This window comes from Microbacterium sp. NPDC056569 (assembly GCF_042793475.1).
Taxonomy (GTDB): domain Bacteria; phylum Actinomycetota; class Actinomycetes; order Actinomycetales; family Microbacteriaceae; genus Microbacterium.
The window spans coordinates 1-18,198 of record NZ_JBHTUV010000017.1 but is presented as its reverse complement, the minus strand read 5'-3'; the positions used below and the strand labels follow the sequence as shown (position 1 = coordinate 18,198).

Below are 18,198 nucleotides of genomic sequence, written 5' to 3'. Positions count from 1 at the left end.
AAGGCGGTGCGATCGGTGGTCCCGCCGCCGTCAGTCCTCGAGCAGGTCGAGCAGCCAGCGCGCGCCGCGGACGGCGGCTCCGGCATCCGCCACGCGCTCGGAGAGCCCGCGATCGCTCGTGACCACCGTCACCGCACGGCCCGCGGCGACGGCTCGCTCCGTCGCGGCGACGATGGCGTCGTCACCGGATGCCTCGGCACGCACCACCCCGACCCCCGGGGCATCCTCCACCCCGCGCGCCTGCCCCTCGACGACAGCGGTCCACTCCGGGTACCAGGTCTGCTCGGGCAGGTCCAGCGCGGACGCCGGCACGCCGTGCCTGTCGAGCTCGGCGATCCGGGCAATGAGCCGGGAAGCCGCACCGGGGCGGTCGCGCCACCAGCCGTCGGGCACCGAACCCATGACGTTCGCGATGTCGACGACGACCGCGGGCCGGACGCCGAGCAGGCCCCGCAGTCGCTCCCACGAGGCCGCGAAGCCGGGGTGCAGCGGGTATCCGGTGATCTCGTCGACGCGCACCCAGGCGAGCTCGCGGCTCTCGGGATCGCTGATGGTGGGCTCGAACGGCACCACCACGTCGCCCACGACGGTGGTGTAGCTCCAGTAGCCGAGGTCGAAGACGCTCAGCACTCGCGGACGCACCGCGGCGTCCGGCACGCCGGCCTCCTCGGCGGCCTCGCGCAGCGCGCCGTCGCACGCGGACTCGCCCTCGTGACGCGCACCGCCGGGCAGCGCCCAGGTGTCGCCGAAGTGGCTCCACGACACACGGTGCTGGAGCAGCACGCCCCGCTCGGCGTCGACAGCGAGGAGTCCTGCCGCCCCGAACCGGCCCCAGTACCGCTCCCCGGTCGGCGCCACGACCCACGCGTCCCCGGGGTCGCGGGGTCCGTGCGGACGCCGGGGCTCACCGAAGGCGGGAGGCTCGATCGTCACCCTGCCAGCCTGTCACACCCCGCGCCGCGCACGGTCGGCGTGTCTCTGCGTGACCGGGGCGCAGCATCCGTCCCCTCGCGTCAGCGCTGTCGACGCTCGCGCACGCGCATGTTGATGACGATCGGCGAGCCCTCGAAGCCGTAGAGTTCGCGCAGTCGGCGCTGGATGAACCGGCGGTAGCCGGGGTCGAGGAAGCCGGTCGTGAACAGCACGAAGGTCGGCGGGCGCGTGGACGCCTGGGTGCCGAACAGGATGCGCGGCTGCTTGCCCCCGCGCAGCGGGTGCGGGTGCTCGGCGATGAGCTCGGTGAGGAACGCGTTGAACTTGCCCGTCGGGATGCGCTGGTCCCACGACGTGAGAGCCGTCTCGAGCGCCGGCACGAGCTTGTCGAGGTGGCGGCCGGTGCGGGCGGAGATGTTGACGCGGGGCGCCCACGCCACGTGGGCGAGGTCCTGCTCGATCTCGCGCTCGAGGTAGCGGCGGCGATCCTGGCCGTCCATGTCGTCGTCGTTGAGGCGGTCCCACTTGTTGTAGGCGATGACGAGCGCCCGGCCGGACTCGAGCACGAGGTCGATGATGTTGAGGTCCTGCACGCTGATCGGCTGGGTCACGTCGATCACGACGATCGCGACCTCGGCCTTCTCGAGCGCGGCCGACGTGCGCAGCGACGCGTAGAAGTCGGCACCCTGCTGCAGGTGCACGCGCCGGCGGATGCCGGCGGTGTCGACGAACCGCCACAGCTTGCCGCCGAGCTCGACGATCTCGTCGACGGGGTCGCGGGTGGTGCCGGCGAGCTCGTTGACGACCACACGCTCCTCGCCCGCCGCCTTGTTGAGCAGCGACGACTTGCCGACGTTCGGCCGCCCGAGGATCGCGACGCGGCGCGGACCGCCGACCTCGGCCTTGGCGACCGCCGACACGTCGGGCAGCACCTTCACGACCTCGTCGAGGAGGTCGGCGACGCCGCGGCCGTGGATGGCCGACACCGGCCACGGCTGGTCGAGGCCGAGGTTCCACAGGGCGGCGGCCTCGGGCTCCTGGCGGGCATCGTCGATCTTGTTGGCGACGAGGAAGACGGGCTTGTTCGCCTTGCGGAGCAGGCGCACCACGTGCTCGTCGGTGGCGGTCGCGCCGACCATCGCGTCGACGACGAACAGCACGACGTCCGACAGGTCGATCGCGACCTCGGCCTGCGCGGCGACCGAGCGGTCGATGCCGCGGGCGTCGGGCTCCCAGCCGCCGGTGTCGACGAGCGTGAAGCGTCGGTCCATCCACTCGGCCTTGTAGGTGACGCGGTCGCGCGTGACACCCGGGGTGTCCTCGACGACGGCCTCGCGGCGGCCGAGGATGCGGTTCACGAGCGCGGACTTGCCGACGTTCGGGCGGCCCACGATCGCGACGACGGGCAGTGCCGGCAGGAACTCGATGCCGTCCTCGCCGCGGACGATGCCCTCGAGCAGCGCGGCGTCCTCCTCGTCGAGGTCGTAGTCGTCGAGCCCGACGCGCAGGGCGACGGCCCGCTGCTCGGCGAGATCGTCGTCGAGGTCCGCGAGGTTCTCGGCGAGGTTGTCGTCCGCGGCTTCGAACTCGTCGAACTCGTTGTGGTTGTCGGCGGCCATCTCAGGCTCCTGTCTGCAGTGGGTCGACCGCCGGCGCGCTGAGCGCGGCCTGGATCACGCCGAGCACGGCGTCCACGGTCTGGTCGAAATCGAGGTCGGTCGAGTCGACGACCTCGACGCCGGGAGCGGCGGTGAGGAAGTCGACCACGGCCGAGTCGGAGGCGTCACGCTGGTGGAGAGCGGCGGCGACGGCCGCGGCATCCTGCGTCGTCAGTTCGGCGCTGCGACGCGCGGCGCGCACCTCCGGCGCGGCGGTGAGCAGGACGCGCACCGGGGCGTCGGGGGCGACGACGGTCGTGATGTCGCGGCCCTCGACGACGACGCCCGGCCGCCCGGAGTCCGCCACGAGCGACCGGAACAGCGCGTTCACCGACTGCCTGACCGCGGGCACGCGCGCGACGCCGCTCACGGCGTCCGACACGCGCGGCTCCCGGATCGCGTCGGTCACGTCGTCCTGACCGACCCGTACCCAGTACGCGTCGGGGTCCAGCGAGATCGCGTAGTCGAAATCTCCGGACACGTCGAGAACGGATGCTGCGTCCGACGTGTCGATGCCGCGCGCGAGGGCGTGCCACGCCAGGGCGCGATAGGCGGCGCCGGTGTCGAGGTAGCCGTATCCGAGGCGCCGGGCGACCTGCTTCGAGACGCTGGACTTGCCGCTGCCGGCCGGGCCGTCGATCGCGACGACGACGACCGCGGTGTCGGCGGAGGGGTCAGTCATTGGTGGTGCTCGCAATCTTCCAGCCGCGCGACTCGAGGCCGTCGATCGCCCGGCGCACGGCGCTGGGGACGACGCTGATCTCGGCGAGGCCGAACTGGGCGCCGGGCGAATGCTCCAGGCGCAGGTCTTCCACGTTCACGTCGAGGTCGCCGAGCTCGCCGAACAGGCGCCCGAGCTGGCCGGGAGTGTCGTCGACCATGACGACGACCTGCTCGAAGCGGCGGTTCTGGCCGTGCTTGCCGGGCAGGCGCTCGACGCCGTCATTGCCTCGGCGGATCGTGTCGGCGACGGCACGGCGAGCGCCCGGTGCGTCGGGTTCGCGCAGCGCGTCGGCGACCGAGTTGAGGTCGGCGGCGATCTGATCGAGCACGTCGACGACGGGTGCGGCGTTCGCACCGAGGATCTGGACCCACAGCTCAGGGGCGGACGCCGCGATGCGGGTCGTGTCGCGCACGCCCTGGCCGGCCAGCCGCAGCGATCCGTCGGGCGCGTCGACGAAGCGGCCGGCGAGCAGGCTCGCGACCAGCTGGGGAACGTGCGAGACGAGCGCGACACCGCGGTCGTGGTCTTCGGGCGTCATCTCGATCGGCGTCGCGCCGAGGTCGAGCGCGAGGGCTTCGACGAGGGCGAGGTCGGCCGACGGCGTCTCCTCATCGCGGCACACCACCCAGGGACGGCCGACGAAGATGTCGGCGCGGGCGGCGATCGCTCCCCCGCGCTCGCGGCCCGCGAGCGGGTGCGACCCGATGTAGTGCGTGAGGTCGACGCCGCGTTCGCGCAGCGTGCGCAGCGGCTCGAGCTTGACGCTCGCGACATCCGTCACCACGGCGCCCGGGTGGTGCTCGAGTTCGCGCTGGATGACGTCGGCCGTGACGTCCGGCGGGACCGCGACGACGACCAGCGACGGTTCGTCGTCGTCGGCGGCACGGCGACCGGCACCGTAGTCGACGGCGAGACGCAGCTGCGAGGGCGACGTGTCGTCGAGAGCGACATCGATGCCGCGCGCGCTGAGGGCGTGGCCGATGCTCGCGCCGAGGAGGCCGGCACCGACGATGCGCACCGTGCCCTGCACGCGCGGAGCGAGGGAGGTCGCTGTCACTTAGTCCTCCTGTTGACCTGCGGCTTGGCGCGAAAGAGTCAGCAGAGCGCCCCGCTCCACTTTAGTCAACTCGCGGGCGCGCCCGGCTGGCAGCGTTCCCAGGTGCAGCGGCCCGAACTGCCGGCGCACGAGCTCGACGACGGGATGCCCCACCTCGGCCATCATGCGGCGCACGATGCGGTTCCGTCCGGAGTGGAGCGTGAGCTCGACGAGCGAGCCGCCGCCCTCGGCCGACGAGGAGAGGAGCCGCGCCTTGTCGGCGGCGATCGGACCGTCCTCCAGTTCGACTCCGCGCAGGAGTCGCTGGATCGTCTGCGGCGTCACCCGGCCGTCGACCTTGGCGATGTACACCTTGGTGACGCCGAACGACGGGTGGGCGAGCACGTGCGCGAGCTCGCCGTCGTTGGTGAGCACGAGCAGGCCGCTGGTCTCAGCATCCAATCGCCCCACGTTGTACAGGCGCTCCGGCCACTCCTTCGTGAAGCGACGCAGATCAGGGCGGCCGCGGTCGTCCTTCATCGAGCTCACGACGCCGGTCGGCTTGTTGAGCATGACGTAGCGCTTTGACTGGTCGAGCTGCACCGCCGTGCCGTCGACGTCTACGAGGTCGTTCTCGGGATCGATGCGCGAGCCGAGCTCGGTGACGATCTTGCCGTTCACCCGCACGCGTCCTTCGACGATGAGCTGCTCGGCCACACGCCGCGAGGCGACGCCCGCGTTCGCGAGCACCTTCTGCAGGCGAACGCCCTCGGTGGACTCCGCTCCCCCGGTCATCGTCGGATCCCTTCGTCCATGCTGTCTCCGACTTCATCGGCACCGTCCAGCAGCGGCGAGATGTGCGGCAGCTCGTCCAGCGAGTTGATGCCGAGGTGCACCAGCAGTGCGTCGGTGGTGCCGTAGTTGACGGCGCCGGTCTCGGCGTCCGCGAACAGCTCGGTGATGAGCCCGCGCGCGAGCAGCGTGCGCACGACGGAGTCGACGTTCACGGCGCGGATCGACGCGACCTGCCCGCGGGTCACGGGCTGCTTGTACGCGATCACCGCGAGGGTCTCGAGCGCCGCCTGCGAGAGCCGCGACGGCGCCTGGCCGCCGACGTACTCGCTGACGAGGTCGTCGAGCTCCTCGCGGACGTAGAGCCGCCATCCGCCGCCGACCTCGCGCAGCTCGAACCCTCGAACGGGTCCGGCGGACCTTCCGTCGTAGTCGTCCACGAGGGCCTCGATGGCCTGGCGCACCGCAGGCACCGGCGCACCGACCGCGGCCGCGAGGCTCACGAGGCTCTGCGGCTCTTCGACGATCAGGAGGATCGCCTCCAGACGCCGGGCGACATCGCTCACGGTGACGACGGGTGCATCAGGGGTCGCGTCAGTGGTCATAGTCGGCTCCCAAGGTGGCGAGGTTCTCGTCGCTCCAGCGCAGCGCGCTCCAGCGGAGGGTCAGCTCGCCGAGCGGTTCGAGCTGTTCGAAAGACAGGGCGGCGTGGCGGTACAGCTCCAGCACCGAGAGGAATCGGGCGACCACCACGCCGGGCTGGCCGACGCCCGCGATGAGCTCGCGGAACGTCAGGGATCCGGCATCCCGCAGCAGCGTCACCACGATCGCGGCCTGCTCGCGGATGCTCACCAGCGGCGCGTGGAGGTGGTCGAACCCGATGCGCGGGATCTCCTTCGGCGTCATCGCCAGCACCGCGAGCGCGGCGAAATCCTCGGCGCTCAGCGACCACACGAGCTCCGGCACGGCATTGCGGTACTTCTCGTCGAGGCGCACCGAGCGCGTGTGGCGCACGGCTTCGCGGCGCAGGGCCCGTTCGAACCACGCCGACACCTCCTTGAAGGCGCGGTACTGCAGCAGCCGGGCGAACAGCAGATCGCGCGCCTCGAGCAGCGCGACCGACTCGGCGTCGACGAGCTCGCCCTGCGGCAGGAGTCCGGCGACCTTCATGTCGAGCAGGGTCGCGGCGACGACGAGGAACTCGGATGCCTCGTCCAGCTCTTCGCCCGGACCCAGATCCCGCAGGTAGGCGATGAACTCGTTGGTCACGAGCGACAGCGACACCTCGGTGATGTCGAGCTCGTGCTTCGAGATGAGCGTCAGGAGGAGGTCGAACGGCCCGTCGAAGTTCGACAGCGCGACCCGGAAACCCTCCCCGGTCGCCGGGCCCGCCCCGGACGCTGAGCCTGTCGAAGCGTCAGGCGACAGCGCCACGGGCGACCAGCTCCCGCGCCAGCCGCAGGTAGGCCTGCGCAGCGGCGTGCTCCGGCGCGAATTCGGTGATCGGCATGCCCGAGACGGAGGCATCCGGGAACTTGACGGTGCGACCGATCACGGTCTCGAGCACGTCGTCGCCGAAGGCATCGACCACGCGCTCGAGCACCTCGCGCGAGTGGAGGGTGCGCGCGTCGTACATCGTCGCGAGCACGCCGTCGAGCGTGATGGTGGGGTTGAGGCGGTCGCGCACCTTGTCGATGGTCTCGATGAGCATCGCGACGCCGCGCAGCGCGAAGAACTCGCACTCGAGCGGGATGACCACGCCGTGGCTCGCGGTGAGCGCGTTGACCGTCAGAAGGCCCAGCGAGGGCTGGCAGTCGATGAGGATGACGTCGTAATCGCCGGTGAGCTTGCGCAGCGCACGTGAGAGGGTCTGCTCGCGCGCGACCTCGTTGACGAGGTGCACCTCGGCGGCCGACAGGTCGATGTTCGCCGGGATGACGTCCAGATTGTCGACGCGGGAGTGCACGATGACCTCGTGCGGGTCCCGCTTGCCGTCGAGCAGCAGGTCGTAGATCGTCGGGATGTCGTGCGTCTGGATGCCGAGACCCGCCGAGAGCGCGCCCTGCGGGTCGAAGTCGACCGCGAGCACCTTCCGGCCGTAGCCGGCCAGCGCGGCCGCGAGGTTGATGGTGGTCGTCGTCTTGCCGACGCCGCCCTTCTGGTTGCACAGCGCGATGATGCGGGCGGGGCCGTGGCCGTCGAGCTTCGGCGGGGTGGGGAAGCCCTGATAGGGACGACCGGTGGGTCCGATCGGAGTGTCCCCCGTGGCGGCCTTCGTCGCCGCCTCTGCCTTGCCCGCCACCAATGCTCCTGCCTCCGTGCGTCGTGTCCCCCGATTCTAGTCACGCCGCGCGCGGTACCGCCTGCGGCGCGGCCGTCTGCGCCGCGGAACGGCGCGGGTGCGCCGGTCCGTCAGAGCGATCCGAGCACGTCGAGCCGCACCTGCGCGGTGATCGCGATGACGGCGTAGTCCAGCACGGTGATGAGCGGAGCCCACGTCAGGAGGGCGGCGCCGAGTCGCGGCATCCGTCCCCACACTCCATCGCGCAGGGTCCACCCCAGGGTGAACCAGAACAGCGGGATCGTCACGAGCCACACGATCATGCACCACGGACACAGCGAGCCGTACTCGAAGACGCTGCGCCACGCGAGGACGTGCACGAACACCATCGCGCCGAGCACGAACACCGAGTAGACGCGCCAGTACCACCGGCGCAGCCCGTCGGGAGCGGCCAGGGCGCTCACTCCGGCGTAGATCGGCCCGAGGAACAGCACGACCCCGAGGATCGAGTTGCTGAAGCCGAGCAGGTTGCCGCCGGGCGACAGCAGGTTCGGGCCGCACGTGACGATCGGACTCACCTGGCACGAGATGAGCGGCGCGGTGCCCGCGAGCTGCCCGATGTACTCGAGGTACAGCAGGAACGAGACGACCCAGCCGGCGAGCCCGGCGACGATCCAGAAGGCTGCCAGCGCGACGGGCGGACGGGCTGTGGGGCGGGCGGATGCTGCGGCCCCAGGTGACGCGGATGCCACGGGCGCGGGCATGTCGATCATGCGCCCATTGTCCACTGCCCGATGACAGGGCCGCATGCCGTTCCGCCGTGCAAAATCGCCGTTCAGGCGCGGATTCCTTTGAACGGCGAAGCGACGTCAGCGGGCCCTGGGATGCGAGGTGGCGTAGACGTCCCGGAGGTCGTCGACCGACACGTACGTGTAGATCTGCGTCGTCGCCACCGAGGCGTGGCCGAGCAGCTCCTGGACCACGCGCACGTCGGCGCCGCCCTGCAGCAGATGGGTCGCGAACGAGTGCCGCAGGGTGTGAGGCGACACGTGCGCGGTGAGGTGGGCGCGCTCGGCCGCCGACTGGATGATCAGCCAGGCGCTCTGCCGCGACAGTGGTGCTCCGCGCGCGCCGAGGAAGAGCCTCGGCGTCGACCGGCCACGGTGCGAGAGTTCGGGCCGCGCGCGGGTGAGGTAGGCGTCGACGGCGGCGCGCGCGTACGAGCCGACCGGGACGATGCGCTCCTTCGAGCCCTTGCCGTGCACCCGCAGCACGTCGCCGTGCGCGGCGTCGTCGACGTCGAGCTGCACGATCTCCGACACCCGAGCGCCGGTCGCGTACAACAGCTCGAGCAGCGCGCGATCGCGCATGCCGAGCAGATCGCCCGGCGCCGCTCCACCGTTGCCGGACTCGCCGCCGGCCTCGGTCGCGGGCGCCGGGCCCGAGGCATCCAGCAGGCTCTCGACCTGGTCGATCGTGAGCGCCTTCGGGAGCCGCCGCGGCTGCTTCGGCGGGCGCAGGTTCGACGACGGATCGGCCGGCTCGATCCCCTCGCGGGCGAGGAACCGGTGGAGCCCCCGCACCGACGACTGCAGTCGCGCGAGCGACGACGCCGCCATCGGCGGCTGCGCCGCCGCACGATCCGCGATGAAGCTGGCGAGCGTCACCGAGGTGACCGCGGCGGTGTCGTCGATGCCCTGTTCCCGCAGCCACTCGGCGTAGCCGGCGAGGTCGCGCCGGTACGCCGCGACGGTGTTCTCCGACAGGCCGCGCTCGATCGCGACATGGCGCAGGTACGAGTCCACCGCTCGAGCGATCTGCATGTCAGGCACCTCCTGTCACGAGGGTCTCACGTCCGGCGAGGGAGTCGGCGAAGGCCGGGGGGGTCGTCAGGCCCCGGAGGACCCGGCCGCCGCGCGGAGCCGCTCGGCCGCGGCCAGCAGGCCCACCGCGAGGATGCCGTTGCGCAGCCGCCCCGCGAGGATCCCGGCGACCGCGTCGGCGAGCGGCAGCCACTCGAGGCGGATGTCGGCCTCCTCGTCCTCCCGCGCGTGCACCTCGTTCGCGGGCGTGAGTCCCCGCGCGAGGAACAGGTGGACGACCTCGTCGTTGCCGCCCGGCGTGGTGAAGATGCTCACGAGCGGCTCCCACGACGAGGCGACCAGGTCGACCTCTTCGGCGAGCTCGCGCCGGGCGGTCTCGAGCGGCGTCTCGCCGTCGATGTCGAGCAGGCCGGCCGGGATCTCCCAGTCGCGGTGGCGGATCGGGTGCCGGTACTGCTGGATCAGCAGCACCCGGTCCTCGTCGTCGACCGCCACCACCGCGGCCGCGCCCGGATGTTCGACGTACTGGCGCACCATCTGCCCGCCGCCGTACGCGACGGTGTCGCTGCGCACGTCCCAGACCCGGCCTTCGTAGACCAGGTCGCTGTCGAGCACGGTGGCATCGACAGGCTCGTCGGCGAGGAGTTCTTCCGAGGGCGCGCCAGGGTGCAGCATCCGTTCGTCCGTCACGTCAGTCGTTCTCGACCTCGAAGAGCTCGCTCGAGCGGTGCCGCTCGAGCGCCGCACCGACGAGGCCGCGGAACAGCGGATTGGCGTTCGTCGGACGCGAGCGCAGCTCGGGGTGCGCCTGCGTCGCGATGTAGTACGGGTGCACGTCGCGCGGCAGCTCGACGTACTCGACGAGGTTCAGGTCGGGGTTGATGCCCGAGAACAGCAGGCCGGCCTCCGCGATCTGGTCGCGGTAGCGGTTGTTCACCTCGTAGCGATGACGGTGGCGCTCAGACGCGCGATCCGCACCGTACACCTCGGCCGCGATCGAGCCCTCCGCGAGGTCGGCCGGGTACAGGCCGAGACGCATCGTGCCGCCGAGGTCGCCGTGGTCGAGGATGTCGACCTGCTCCTCCATGGTCGCGATGACGGGATGCTGCGTATCGGGGTCGAACTCGCTCGACGAGGCATCCTCGATCCCGGCGACGTGACGCGCGTACTCGATGACGATGCACTGCAGGCCGAGGCAGATGCCGAGCGTCGGGATGCCCTGCTCGCGCGCGAACTTCAGCGCGCCGATCTTGCCCTCGATGCCGCGGATGCCGAAGCCGCCGGGGATCACGATGCCGTCCAGCGGACCGAGCGCCTTGGCTGCGCCCTCCGGGGTCTCGCACTCGTCCGAGGGGATCCAGCGGATGTTGACGTGCGTCTCCTGCGCGAACCCGCCGGCCTTGAGCGCCTCGGTGACCGAGAGGTATGCGTCGGGGAGGTCGATGTACTTGCCGACCAGGCCGATCGTGACCTCGTGCTTCGGGTTGTGCACCGCGTTCAGGACGCGCTGCCAGCGCGACCAGTCGACATCGGCGGCCTTCGACAGGCCGAGGGCGCGCACGATGTACTCGTCGAGCCCCTGCTCGTTGAGCATCGACGGGATGTCGTAGATGCTCGGCACGTCGACTGCGTTCACGACCGCGCCCTCATCGACGTCGCACATGAGCGCGATCTTGCGCTTGTTCGACTCGGTGACGGGGCGGTCGCTGCGCAGCACCAGCGCGTCGGGCTGGATGCCGATGGAGCGGAGCGCAGCGACCGAGTGCTGCGTGGGCTTGGTCTTCTGCTCCCCCGACGCGCCCATGAAGGGCACGAGCGAGACGTGCACGAAGAACACGTTGTTCCGGCCGAGCTCGTGGCGGATCTGGCGGGCCGACTCGATGAACGGCTGCGACTCGATGTCGCCGACCGTGCCGCCGATCTCGGTGATGATCACGTCGGGCTTCGGCGTCTCGTCGGCCTGCAGGCGCATGCGGCGCTTGATCTCGTCGGTGATGTGCGGGATCACCTGCACGGTGTCGCCGAGGTACTCGCCCCGGCGCTCCTTCGCGATGACCTGCGAGTAGATCTGGCCCGTGGTGACGTTGGCCGCCTGGCTCAGCTCGATGTCGAGGAAGCGCTCGTAGTGGCCGATGTCGAGGTCGGTCTCGGCGCCGTCGTCGGTCACGAAGACCTCGCCGTGCTGGAACGGGTTCATCGTGCCCGGGTCGACGTTCAGGTACGGGTCGAGCTTCTGCATCACGACGCGCAGACCACGAGCGGTGAGGAGGTTTCCGAGGCTGGCCGCGGTGAGACCCTTGCCCAACGAGGAAACGACACCACCGGTCACGAAGATGTGCTTGGTGGTGTCGTTCGAAGTGTCGCCGCGGGAAGAATCAGAAGTCTGCATCACGGGCTTTTATCCTATCAGGCAGTGTTCGGATGAGCTTCGCAGAAGCTGGGGACACGCGGAGCCGGCCGGACGTCTCAGTCGACTTCGGTGCGGAGGCTGAGCAACTCGCGTGCGTGCGTGAGCGCGGCGTCCGAGTCGGGCATACCTGACAGCAGGCGCGCCATCTCGGCCTCGCGGTCGGCGCCGTCGAGACGGCGGACATCGGATGCCGTGACCGAGCCGTCGTTCGCCTTCACGACGGTCAGGTGGTTGGCGGCGAACGCCGCGACCTGCGCGAGGTGCGTGACCGCGATCACCTGCGACGACTCCGACAGGCGCGCGAGCCGGCGGCCGACCTCGATGGCCGCGGCGCCGCCGATGCCGGCATCGACCTCGTCGAACACGAAGGTCGGCACGGGGTCGACGGCCGCGATCACGACCTCGATCGCGAGCATGACGCGGCTGAGCTCGCCGCCACTCGCGCCGCGCGACACGGCCCGCGGCTCGGCGCCGGGGTGCGGGGCGAGCAGGATCGCGACGTCGTCGCGCCCCGACGCGGACTCGGTGCCGGCGGTGACGGCGACCTCGAGGCGCGCGTCGGGCATCGCGAGCGCCCGCAGCTCGGTGGTGACCGCGGCGCCCAGCCGCGCGGCTGCTTCGGTGCGCGCCGCGGTGAGCACGGCGGCGGTCTCGTCGAGGACGGATGCCGCCGCATCCCGCTCCGCCGTCAGCCGGTCGATACGATCCGAGTCGTCGTCGAGTTCCGCCAGCCGCGACGATCCGGTGTCGAGCAGCTCGATCGCGGCATCGAGGGTGCCGTGAGCGCGGACCAGAGCGGCGAGCACCGCGCGACGCTCCTCGACCGCAGCGAGCTCGTGGGGCCCGGACTCATCGAGGTCCGCGAGGTAGCCCGCGAGCGCCGCGGCGATGTCGGCGACGCGATAGCCGACGTCGGCCAGTTGCCCGGCGAGTTCGGCGAGCACCGGGTCGTGCACGCGCTCGAGGGCGCGACGGGCCTCGGCGAGCAGCGCTCCGGCGTCGGGCTCGTCGCCCTCGCCCGAGAGTCCGTCGTGGGCGGTCGCGGCGGCGACGCGCAGCTCCTCGGCGTTCGCCAGGCGTTCGGCGCGGGTGGCCAGCTCAGCATCTTCGCCGGACTCGGGGGCCGCCTGCTCGATCTCGGCGAGCTGCGCACGGAGGTCTTCGGCCTCGCGCGCCCGCGCGTCGCGATCGTCGGTCAGCTGCGACAACTCGCGGTCGATCGCACGCCAGTGTTCGAACGCGCGCCGGTAGGCGTCTCGCGCGGTGTGGACGGTCTCGCCGCCGAAGCGGTCGAGTGCGTCTCGCTGAGCCGCCGCGGAGCGCAGCCGCAGCTGGTCGGACTGCCCGTGCACCACGACGAGTTCGTCGGCGAGATCGGCGAGGACCCCGGCCGGTGCTGCCCGGCCGCCGACGGACGCGCGCCCGCGGCCTTCGCTCGAGATCGAGCGCCCGATGTACAGCTCGGCTCGTCCTCCGCCGATCGGCTCGACGTCGCCGCCGGCCTCGCGCACGCGTGCGGCGACGGGTCCGTCTTCGGGGACGATCCAGACGCCGTCCACGGTCGCCTGGGCGGCGCCCGCGCGCACGGCACCGGAGTCGGCGCGCTGACCGAGCAGCAGCCCGAGTCCCGTCACCACCATGGTCTTGCCGGCGCCGGTCTCACCGGTGATCGCCGTGAAGCCCGCTCCGATCGGCAGCGTCGCCTCCGCGATCACGCCGAGATCGCGCAGGCGCATCTCCTCGATCACGGGGCGACCTCGCTGCCGACCACATCGATGTCGACATCGGCGGCGGTCGCAGCATCCGTCGTCCGCGTCGCCTGCGTGGGCATGACGCCGGTGATCGCGGCCGGACCGCGCCAGCCCTCGACGGGGAGGCGGAACTTGCGCACGAGGCGGTCGGTGAACTGGGCGGGGTGCAGGCGCGCGAGGCGGACCGGACGATCTGACCGCCGCACCACCACGCGCGCGCCCGGCGGCAGGTCGTGCGAGCGGCGTCCGTCGCACCACAGGATGCCGGTGCCGTTGGTGCGCTCGAGCACCTCGATGGCGACCGAGTGCTCGGGCCCGACGACGAGGGGCTTGGCGAACAGCGCGTGGGCCGACAGCGGCACCACGGCGATCGCCTCGACGGTCGGCCAGATCACGGGTCCGCCGGCGGAGAAGTTGTAGGCCGTCGATCCCGTGGGCGTCGAGACGACCATGCCGTCGCAGCCGAACGTCGACAGCGGCCGCCCGTCGATCTCGACGACGACCTCGAGCAGGCGCTCGCGGCTCGCCTTCTCGACGGTGGCCTCGTTGAGCGCCCACGTCTCGTAGATCACGGAGTCCCCGGTGTCTTTCACGCGCACCTGCAGCGCCATGCGGTCTTCGACCTCGTACTCACGGGCGATGACGCGGCGGACGGCCTCGTCCATGTCGTCGCGCTCGATCTCGGCGAGGAAGCCGACGTGCCCCATGTTGATGCCGAGGACCGGCGCACTCCCGTCGCGGACCAGCTCCGCCGCGCGCAGAATCGTGCCGTCGCCGCCGAGCACGATCGCGAGCTCGATGTCGGCGACCGGCACGTCGCTGCCGAGCACCGCGACATCGGCGAGCGAGGGCCCCGCCTGCACCAGGTCTTCGCCGTCGTCGAGGGCCAGCACCGGGCGGGCGCCGGCGGCGCGCAGGGCGGCGACGACGCGCTCCGCGGCGGCGACGGTGTCGGCGCGATGGGCGTGCGCCACCACCAGGATGCTGCGCTCGGCCTGTGTGTCGGCGTCGTTCATCGGCTCCCCGCCAGTCGGTTCACGGTGCTCAACCATTCTGTCGGATTGCTCCCCCGCCCCGGCGCGAGGTGCGCGATGAACTCGGAATTGCCGTGCGTGCCCGCGATCGGGGAGGAGACGACGCCGCACGTGCCGAGGCCCGCGTCCCAGGCAGCCCACAGCACGCGCGCGACCGCGTCGGCGCGCAGCACGGGGTTGGTCACGAGGCCCCCCTTGACCGCGGTGCGCCCGACCTCGAACTGCGGCTTGACCAGCAGTACGAGATCGGCATCGGATGCTGCGACAGCACGCGCTGCCGGAAGCACATGCGTGAGAGAGATGAACGACAGGTCGCCCGTGATCACCCCGGGCGCGTCGGCGATGCCGCTCGCCGCGGCGAGGGTCTCGGGGGTCATGTAGCGGACGTTGAATCCCTCGACCGACACGACACCCTGGTCGTCGGAGACGGGTGCTGCGAGCTGCCCGTGACCGACATCCACCGCGATCACCGGCTCGGCGCCGCGCTCGCGCAGCACCTGGGTGAAGCCGCCGGTGGACGCGCCCATGTCGAGCGCGAGGCGTCCGCGGACGTCGACCTCGAAGGCGTCGAGCCCCGCGATGAGCTTGTGCGCGGCCCGGCTGACGTAGTGGTCGGACGCCGCCACCTTGATCACGGAGGCGTCGCCGACGGGAGTCGACGCCTTGACCACCGGACGCCCGTCGACCGTGACCAGTCCGTCGGCGATGAGCGTCGCGGCATGGGTGCGGGAGCGCGCGAGGCCCCGGGCTGCGAGAGCGGCGTCGAGGCGGCTCGTCATGACGGGGTGCCGGGGGTCGCCTCGAGGCGACGGGCGAGCGTGTCGTGCAGGGTGTCGTATGCCTCGGCGCGCGTCGCGAGCGGCTGCGCCTCGATCACCTCGAGGGTCGACAGCAGGTCGCCGTGCTGGTCGTCATGCTCGTCGGCTCGATCCATGCCCCCAGACTACGGGGGCGGCACGACACTCCCGCCTCGCCGCGGCGAGGATCAGGGGCGGTGGAACGGATCCGCGTACAGGCGCTCGGGCACGCGGAAGCCGAAGATGGCCCGCCCCGTGGACCAGATCGCGGCAGCCCCCGCGCGCACGAGGTCGATCGGCTGATCGCCCTCGCTGACGATGCGGACGTCGGGGCCGTCGATCGCCACCCGCGCCCCGCGGACCGTCGCGACGCCGTCCTTCACCTGGACCTCGGGGTACGGCTCGTGGAGCTCGCGCAGGTCGCCGAGGATGTACGTCGGCCGCGAGTTCTCAGGGGCCGCCAGCACGTGCTTCGGCCGGTCCACTCCCGTGAGCACCAGTGCCGAGGGGATGCCGGCACGGTTGGCGCCGAGGATGTCGGTGTCGAGACGGTCGCCCAGGAACAACGGATGCTGCGCCTCGAACCGCGCCACGGCCTCCTCGAAGATCGGCACCTCGGGCTTGCCCGCCACCGTCGCCAGCCTGCCGACGGCCGTGTGGACGGCGGAGACCAGAGTGCCGTTGCCCGGCGCGATGCCGCGGGACTGCGGGATCGTCCAGTCGGTGTTCGTCGCCACCCACGGGATGCCGCCGTCCTCCTCAGGCGTCTTCAGCGCGAAGGCCGCCTCGGCCAGCTGCGTCCATCCCACCTCGGGCGCGAACCCCTGCACGACCGCCGACGGCGCGTCGTCGGCGCTGCGCGTCACGACGAATCCGGCCTTCTCGACCTCGACGACGAGCCCGTCGCCGCCGACGACGAGCACCGTCGAGCCCGGTGCGATCCTGCCGGCGAGCAGCCGCATCGCGGCCTGCGGGCTGGTGACGACGTCACGCGGGGTCGTTGCGAGCCCGAGCTCGGTCAGATGCGCCGCGACCGAGGCATCCGTCCGCGCGGCGTTGTTGGTGATGTACGCGAGCGAACGGCCGTCGCGGGCGCGGTTGAGACTCTCGACCGCGTGCGGCAGCGCGCCGGCACCCGCGTAGACGACCCCGTCGAGGTCGGCCAGCACGACGTCGACGCCGTCGAGCGGGGCGGGCGTGGCAGCCCGCCGCCCGAACAGCGCCATCAGCGGTCGGCCTCGTCGTCGCCCGGAGCGTCGACGCCGGCCTCCACCAGGATCTCGGCGACCTCGTCCTCGACGGAGATGCCCTCCGGCTCGGTGGCGGCGGGTTCGGGCTCGTCGACGCCCTCGGGAGTCTCGGCCTCGTCGAGGGTGTCGTCCGAGCTCTCCTCGTCTTCCTCGTCTTCGTCGTCGAGGTCGATCTCGATGACCTCCTCGACGAAGACCGTCTCGAGATCGTCGAGACCGGATGCCGCGTCGATCGCCTCGCCGGCGATCACGGCGCGTCGCTGCCATTGCGCGGCCTCATCCGTGCGTCCGAGCTCCTCGAGCACCGCGGCACGGGCGGCGAACAGAGCCGGGCTCCACTCGAACGCGCGATCGGGATCCAGCTCGGGGATGTCGAGTTCCTGGAGCGCCCGTTCGGGCTCGCCGAGGTCGAGGCGGGCGCCCGACATCGCGATCGCCAGTTCGACGCGCACGGGCGTCTCGAGGGTCGAGCGATCGACGGAACGACCGACCTCCAGCGCGCGATCGGCGCGCCCGACGCCTCGCTCGCTGTCGACCATCAGCGCGATCTGGTCGTCGCGTCCCGAGATGCGACGGTACGTGCGCAGCTCGCGCAGCGCGAGGGCGAAGTCGCCCGTCGCATAGGCGGTGATGGCCAGAGTCTCGCGGACGACCGCGATGCGGCCGGCGCGACGGGAGGCCGATAGCGCGTGCTGGTGCGCCAGGGCCGGGTCCTCGTCGATCAGCTGCGACGCCATCACGAGGTGGCGCGCGACCTCCTCGGCGTTCTCCTTGCTCAGGGTCTTCAGCTCGTTGCGGGCAGCCGGCGGCAGATCGCGTCCCGTGACGTCCTCGGGAATGACCGGGTCGTCGTGCCGTGCGCGGACGGGACGGATCTCGCCCTCGCGGACAGCACGGTCGGGACGGTTCGCTCCCCCGCGCGTCGGCCGGGCAGAGCGCTCGGACGGCTTGTGGTCACCGCGCTTGTCGTACGGCTTTTGGTCACCGTCACGCTTCGCGTAGGGCTTGTGGTCGCCGTCGCGCTTCGCGTACGGACGATCACCGTCACGCTTCGCATACGGCTTGTGGTCGCCGTCGCGCTTCGCGTAGGGACGGTCGCCGTCGCGCTTCGCATAGGGACGGTCGCCCTCGCGCTTCGCATAGGGACGGTCGCCCTCGCGCTTCGCATAGGGACGGTCGTCGTCACGCTTCGCGTACGGCTTGTGGTCGCCGTCACGCTTCGCGTACGGCTTGTGGTCGCCGTCGCGCTTCGCGTACGGCTTGCGGTCGCCGTCGCGCTTCGCGTAGGGACGGTCGCCGTCGCGCTTCGCGTAGGGACGGTCGCCGTCGCGCTTCGCATAGGGACGGTCGCCGTCGCGCTTCGCGTAGGGGCGGTCGCCGTCGCGCTTCGCGTATGGCTTGTAATCACCGTCGCGCTTCGCGTACGGGCGCTCGCCGTCACGCTTCGCGTACGGCTTGCGGTCGCCGTCACGCTTCGCGTACGGCTTGCGGTCGCCGCCTGCAGACGACGGCTTGCCGCTGGTTCGTTCACGCGGCGCGCGTCGTTCGTCGCGCGGCTCCTGCTCTGCCATTCTTCGATCCTCCAGGATCAGTTCTACGTCGGCAATCCACCCTGTTAACGCGGAATGGCCACCCCGTGTGGGGTGGCCATTCCGTGAATGGGTGTCCGGCGGTGTCCTACTCTCCCACAGGGTCCCCCCTGCAGTACC

General features: G+C 71.5%; 18 protein-coding genes. All 18 read right to left on the bottom strand.

Translation table 11 applies throughout. From position 1 onward, the window contains the following. Positions 1 to 30 precede the first annotated feature (30 nt). The gene (locus tag ACFQ7C_RS17495; RefSeq protein ID WP_378904135.1) at positions 31 to 933 is read right to left on the bottom strand and encodes an NUDIX domain-containing protein; all 903 of its coding nucleotides are present in this window, start codon (positions 931 to 933) and stop codon (positions 31 to 33) included. Between the two features lie 80 nt (positions 934 to 1,013). Then, positions 1,014 to 2,552: a ribosome biogenesis GTPase Der gene (gene der, locus ACFQ7C_RS17490; protein WP_378904132.1), complete on the bottom strand. Its 1,539-nt coding sequence runs from the start codon at positions 2,550 to 2,552 to the stop codon at positions 1,014 to 1,016. A gap of 1 nt (position 2,553) precedes the next feature. Beyond that, positions 2,554 to 3,273, bottom strand: a complete 720-nt coding sequence (gene cmk, locus ACFQ7C_RS17485; RefSeq protein ID WP_378904129.1) for a (d)CMP kinase — start codon at positions 3,271 to 3,273, stop codon at positions 2,554 to 2,556. Then, positions 3,266 to 4,372: a prephenate dehydrogenase gene (locus tag ACFQ7C_RS17480; RefSeq protein ID WP_378904126.1), complete on the bottom strand. Its 1,107-nt coding sequence runs from the start codon at positions 4,370 to 4,372 to the stop codon at positions 3,266 to 3,268. The genes cmk and ACFQ7C_RS17480 overlap by 8 nt, the downstream gene beginning before the upstream one ends. After that, positions 4,373 to 5,146 (bottom strand): pseudouridine synthase, encoded by a 774-nt coding sequence (locus ACFQ7C_RS17475; RefSeq protein WP_378904123.1) that lies wholly within the window; start codon positions 5,144 to 5,146, stop codon positions 4,373 to 4,375. Next, positions 5,143 to 5,748, bottom strand: a complete 606-nt coding sequence (gene scpB, locus ACFQ7C_RS17470) for an SMC-Scp complex subunit ScpB (protein WP_378904120.1) — start codon at positions 5,746 to 5,748, stop codon at positions 5,143 to 5,145. The genes ACFQ7C_RS17475 and scpB overlap by 4 nt, the downstream gene beginning before the upstream one ends. Next, positions 5,738 to 6,577: a segregation and condensation protein A gene (locus ACFQ7C_RS17465; RefSeq protein WP_378904117.1), complete on the bottom strand. Its 840-nt coding sequence runs from the start codon at positions 6,575 to 6,577 to the stop codon at positions 5,738 to 5,740. The genes scpB and ACFQ7C_RS17465 overlap by 11 nt, the downstream gene beginning before the upstream one ends. Then, complete coding sequence (locus ACFQ7C_RS17460) at positions 6,561 to 7,445, bottom strand: ParA family protein (protein ID WP_378904114.1); 885 nt, start codon at positions 7,443 to 7,445, stop codon at positions 6,561 to 6,563. The genes ACFQ7C_RS17465 and ACFQ7C_RS17460 overlap by 17 nt, the downstream gene beginning before the upstream one ends. Before the next feature lie 110 nt (positions 7,446 to 7,555). Continuing rightward, positions 7,556 to 8,197: a vitamin K epoxide reductase family protein gene (locus ACFQ7C_RS17455; protein WP_378904112.1), complete on the bottom strand. Its 642-nt coding sequence runs from the start codon at positions 8,195 to 8,197 to the stop codon at positions 7,556 to 7,558. Between the two features lie 96 nt (positions 8,198 to 8,293). Next, positions 8,294 to 9,247, bottom strand: a complete 954-nt coding sequence (gene xerD / locus ACFQ7C_RS17450; protein ID WP_378904110.1) for a site-specific tyrosine recombinase XerD — start codon at positions 9,245 to 9,247, stop codon at positions 8,294 to 8,296. 66 nt (positions 9,248 to 9,313) lie between these two features. Further along, positions 9,314 to 9,937, bottom strand: coding sequence for an NUDIX domain-containing protein (locus ACFQ7C_RS17445; RefSeq protein ID WP_378904107.1), 624 nt, complete (start codon positions 9,935 to 9,937; stop codon positions 9,314 to 9,316). Between the two features lies 1 nt (position 9,938). Beyond that, on the bottom strand, positions 9,939 to 11,636 hold the full coding sequence (locus ACFQ7C_RS17440; protein WP_378904338.1) for a CTP synthase: 1,698 nt from the start codon (positions 11,634 to 11,636) through the stop codon (positions 9,939 to 9,941). A 77-nt stretch (positions 11,637 to 11,713) separates the two neighbouring features. Then, the gene (gene recN, locus ACFQ7C_RS17435; RefSeq protein ID WP_378904104.1) at positions 11,714 to 13,405 is read right to left on the bottom strand and encodes a DNA repair protein RecN; all 1,692 of its coding nucleotides are present in this window, start codon (positions 13,403 to 13,405) and stop codon (positions 11,714 to 11,716) included. Next, positions 13,402 to 14,424 (bottom strand): NAD kinase, encoded by a 1,023-nt coding sequence (locus tag ACFQ7C_RS17430; RefSeq protein WP_378904101.1) that lies wholly within the window; start codon positions 14,422 to 14,424, stop codon positions 13,402 to 13,404. The genes recN and ACFQ7C_RS17430 overlap by 4 nt, the downstream gene beginning before the upstream one ends. Then, positions 14,421 to 15,221 carry a TlyA family RNA methyltransferase gene (locus tag ACFQ7C_RS17425; RefSeq protein WP_378904099.1) on the bottom strand — a complete coding sequence of 267 codons (801 nt, stop codon included), beginning with the start codon at positions 15,219 to 15,221 and terminating at the stop codon, positions 14,421 to 14,423. Before ACFQ7C_RS17425 ends, ACFQ7C_RS17430 begins: the two co-directional genes overlap by 4 nt. Further along, complete coding sequence (locus ACFQ7C_RS17420; RefSeq protein WP_378904096.1) at positions 15,218 to 15,376, bottom strand: hypothetical protein; 159 nt, start codon at positions 15,374 to 15,376, stop codon at positions 15,218 to 15,220. Before ACFQ7C_RS17420 ends, ACFQ7C_RS17425 begins: the two co-directional genes overlap by 4 nt. Before the next feature lie 51 nt (positions 15,377 to 15,427). Next, positions 15,428 to 16,465 (bottom strand): HAD-IIA family hydrolase, encoded by a 1,038-nt coding sequence (locus ACFQ7C_RS17415; RefSeq protein WP_378904093.1) that lies wholly within the window; start codon positions 16,463 to 16,465, stop codon positions 15,428 to 15,430. Next, a complete protein-coding gene (locus ACFQ7C_RS17410) occupies positions 16,465 to 18,060 on the bottom strand; it encodes a primosomal protein (protein WP_378904091.1) in 1,596 nt (531 codons plus the stop codon). Before ACFQ7C_RS17410 ends, ACFQ7C_RS17415 begins: the two co-directional genes overlap by 1 nt. Positions 18,061 to 18,198 lie beyond the last annotated feature (138 nt).

Coding starts and splice junctions, on each gene's coding strand:
- der (WP_378904132.1), bottom strand. CDS start 2,552: ATGGCCGCCGACAACCACAACGAGTTCGACGAGTTCGAAGCCGCGGAC.
- cmk (WP_378904129.1), bottom strand. CDS start 3,273: ATGACTGACCCCTCCGCCGACACCGCGGTCGTCGTCGTCGCGATCGAC.
- ACFQ7C_RS17475 (WP_378904123.1), bottom strand. CDS start 5,146: ATGACCGGGGGAGCGGAGTCCACCGAGGGCGTTCGCCTGCAGAAGGTG.
- scpB (WP_378904120.1), bottom strand. CDS start 5,748: ATGACCACTGACGCGACCCCTGATGCACCCGTCGTCACCGTGAGCGAT.
- ACFQ7C_RS17455 (WP_378904112.1), bottom strand. CDS start 8,197: ATGATCGACATGCCCGCGCCCGTGGCATCCGCGTCACCTGGGGCCGCA.
- xerD (WP_378904110.1), bottom strand. CDS start 9,247: ATGCAGATCGCTCGAGCGGTGGACTCGTACCTGCGCCATGTCGCGATC.
- ACFQ7C_RS17440 (WP_378904338.1), bottom strand. CDS start 11,636: ATGCAGACTTCTGATTCTTCCCGCGGCGACACTTCGAACGACACCACC.
- ACFQ7C_RS17430 (WP_378904101.1), bottom strand. CDS start 14,424: ATGAACGACGCCGACACACAGGCCGAGCGCAGCATCCTGGTGGTGGCG.
- ACFQ7C_RS17425 (WP_378904099.1), bottom strand. CDS start 15,221: ATGACGAGCCGCCTCGACGCCGCTCTCGCAGCCCGGGGCCTCGCGCGC.
- ACFQ7C_RS17420 (WP_378904096.1), bottom strand. CDS start 15,376: ATGGATCGAGCCGACGAGCATGACGACCAGCACGGCGACCTGCTGTCG.
- ACFQ7C_RS17415 (WP_378904093.1), bottom strand. CDS start 16,465: ATGGCGCTGTTCGGGCGGCGGGCTGCCACGCCCGCCCCGCTCGACGGC.
- ACFQ7C_RS17410 (WP_378904091.1), bottom strand. CDS start 18,060: ATGGCAGAGCAGGAGCCGCGCGACGAACGACGCGCGCCGCGTGAACGA.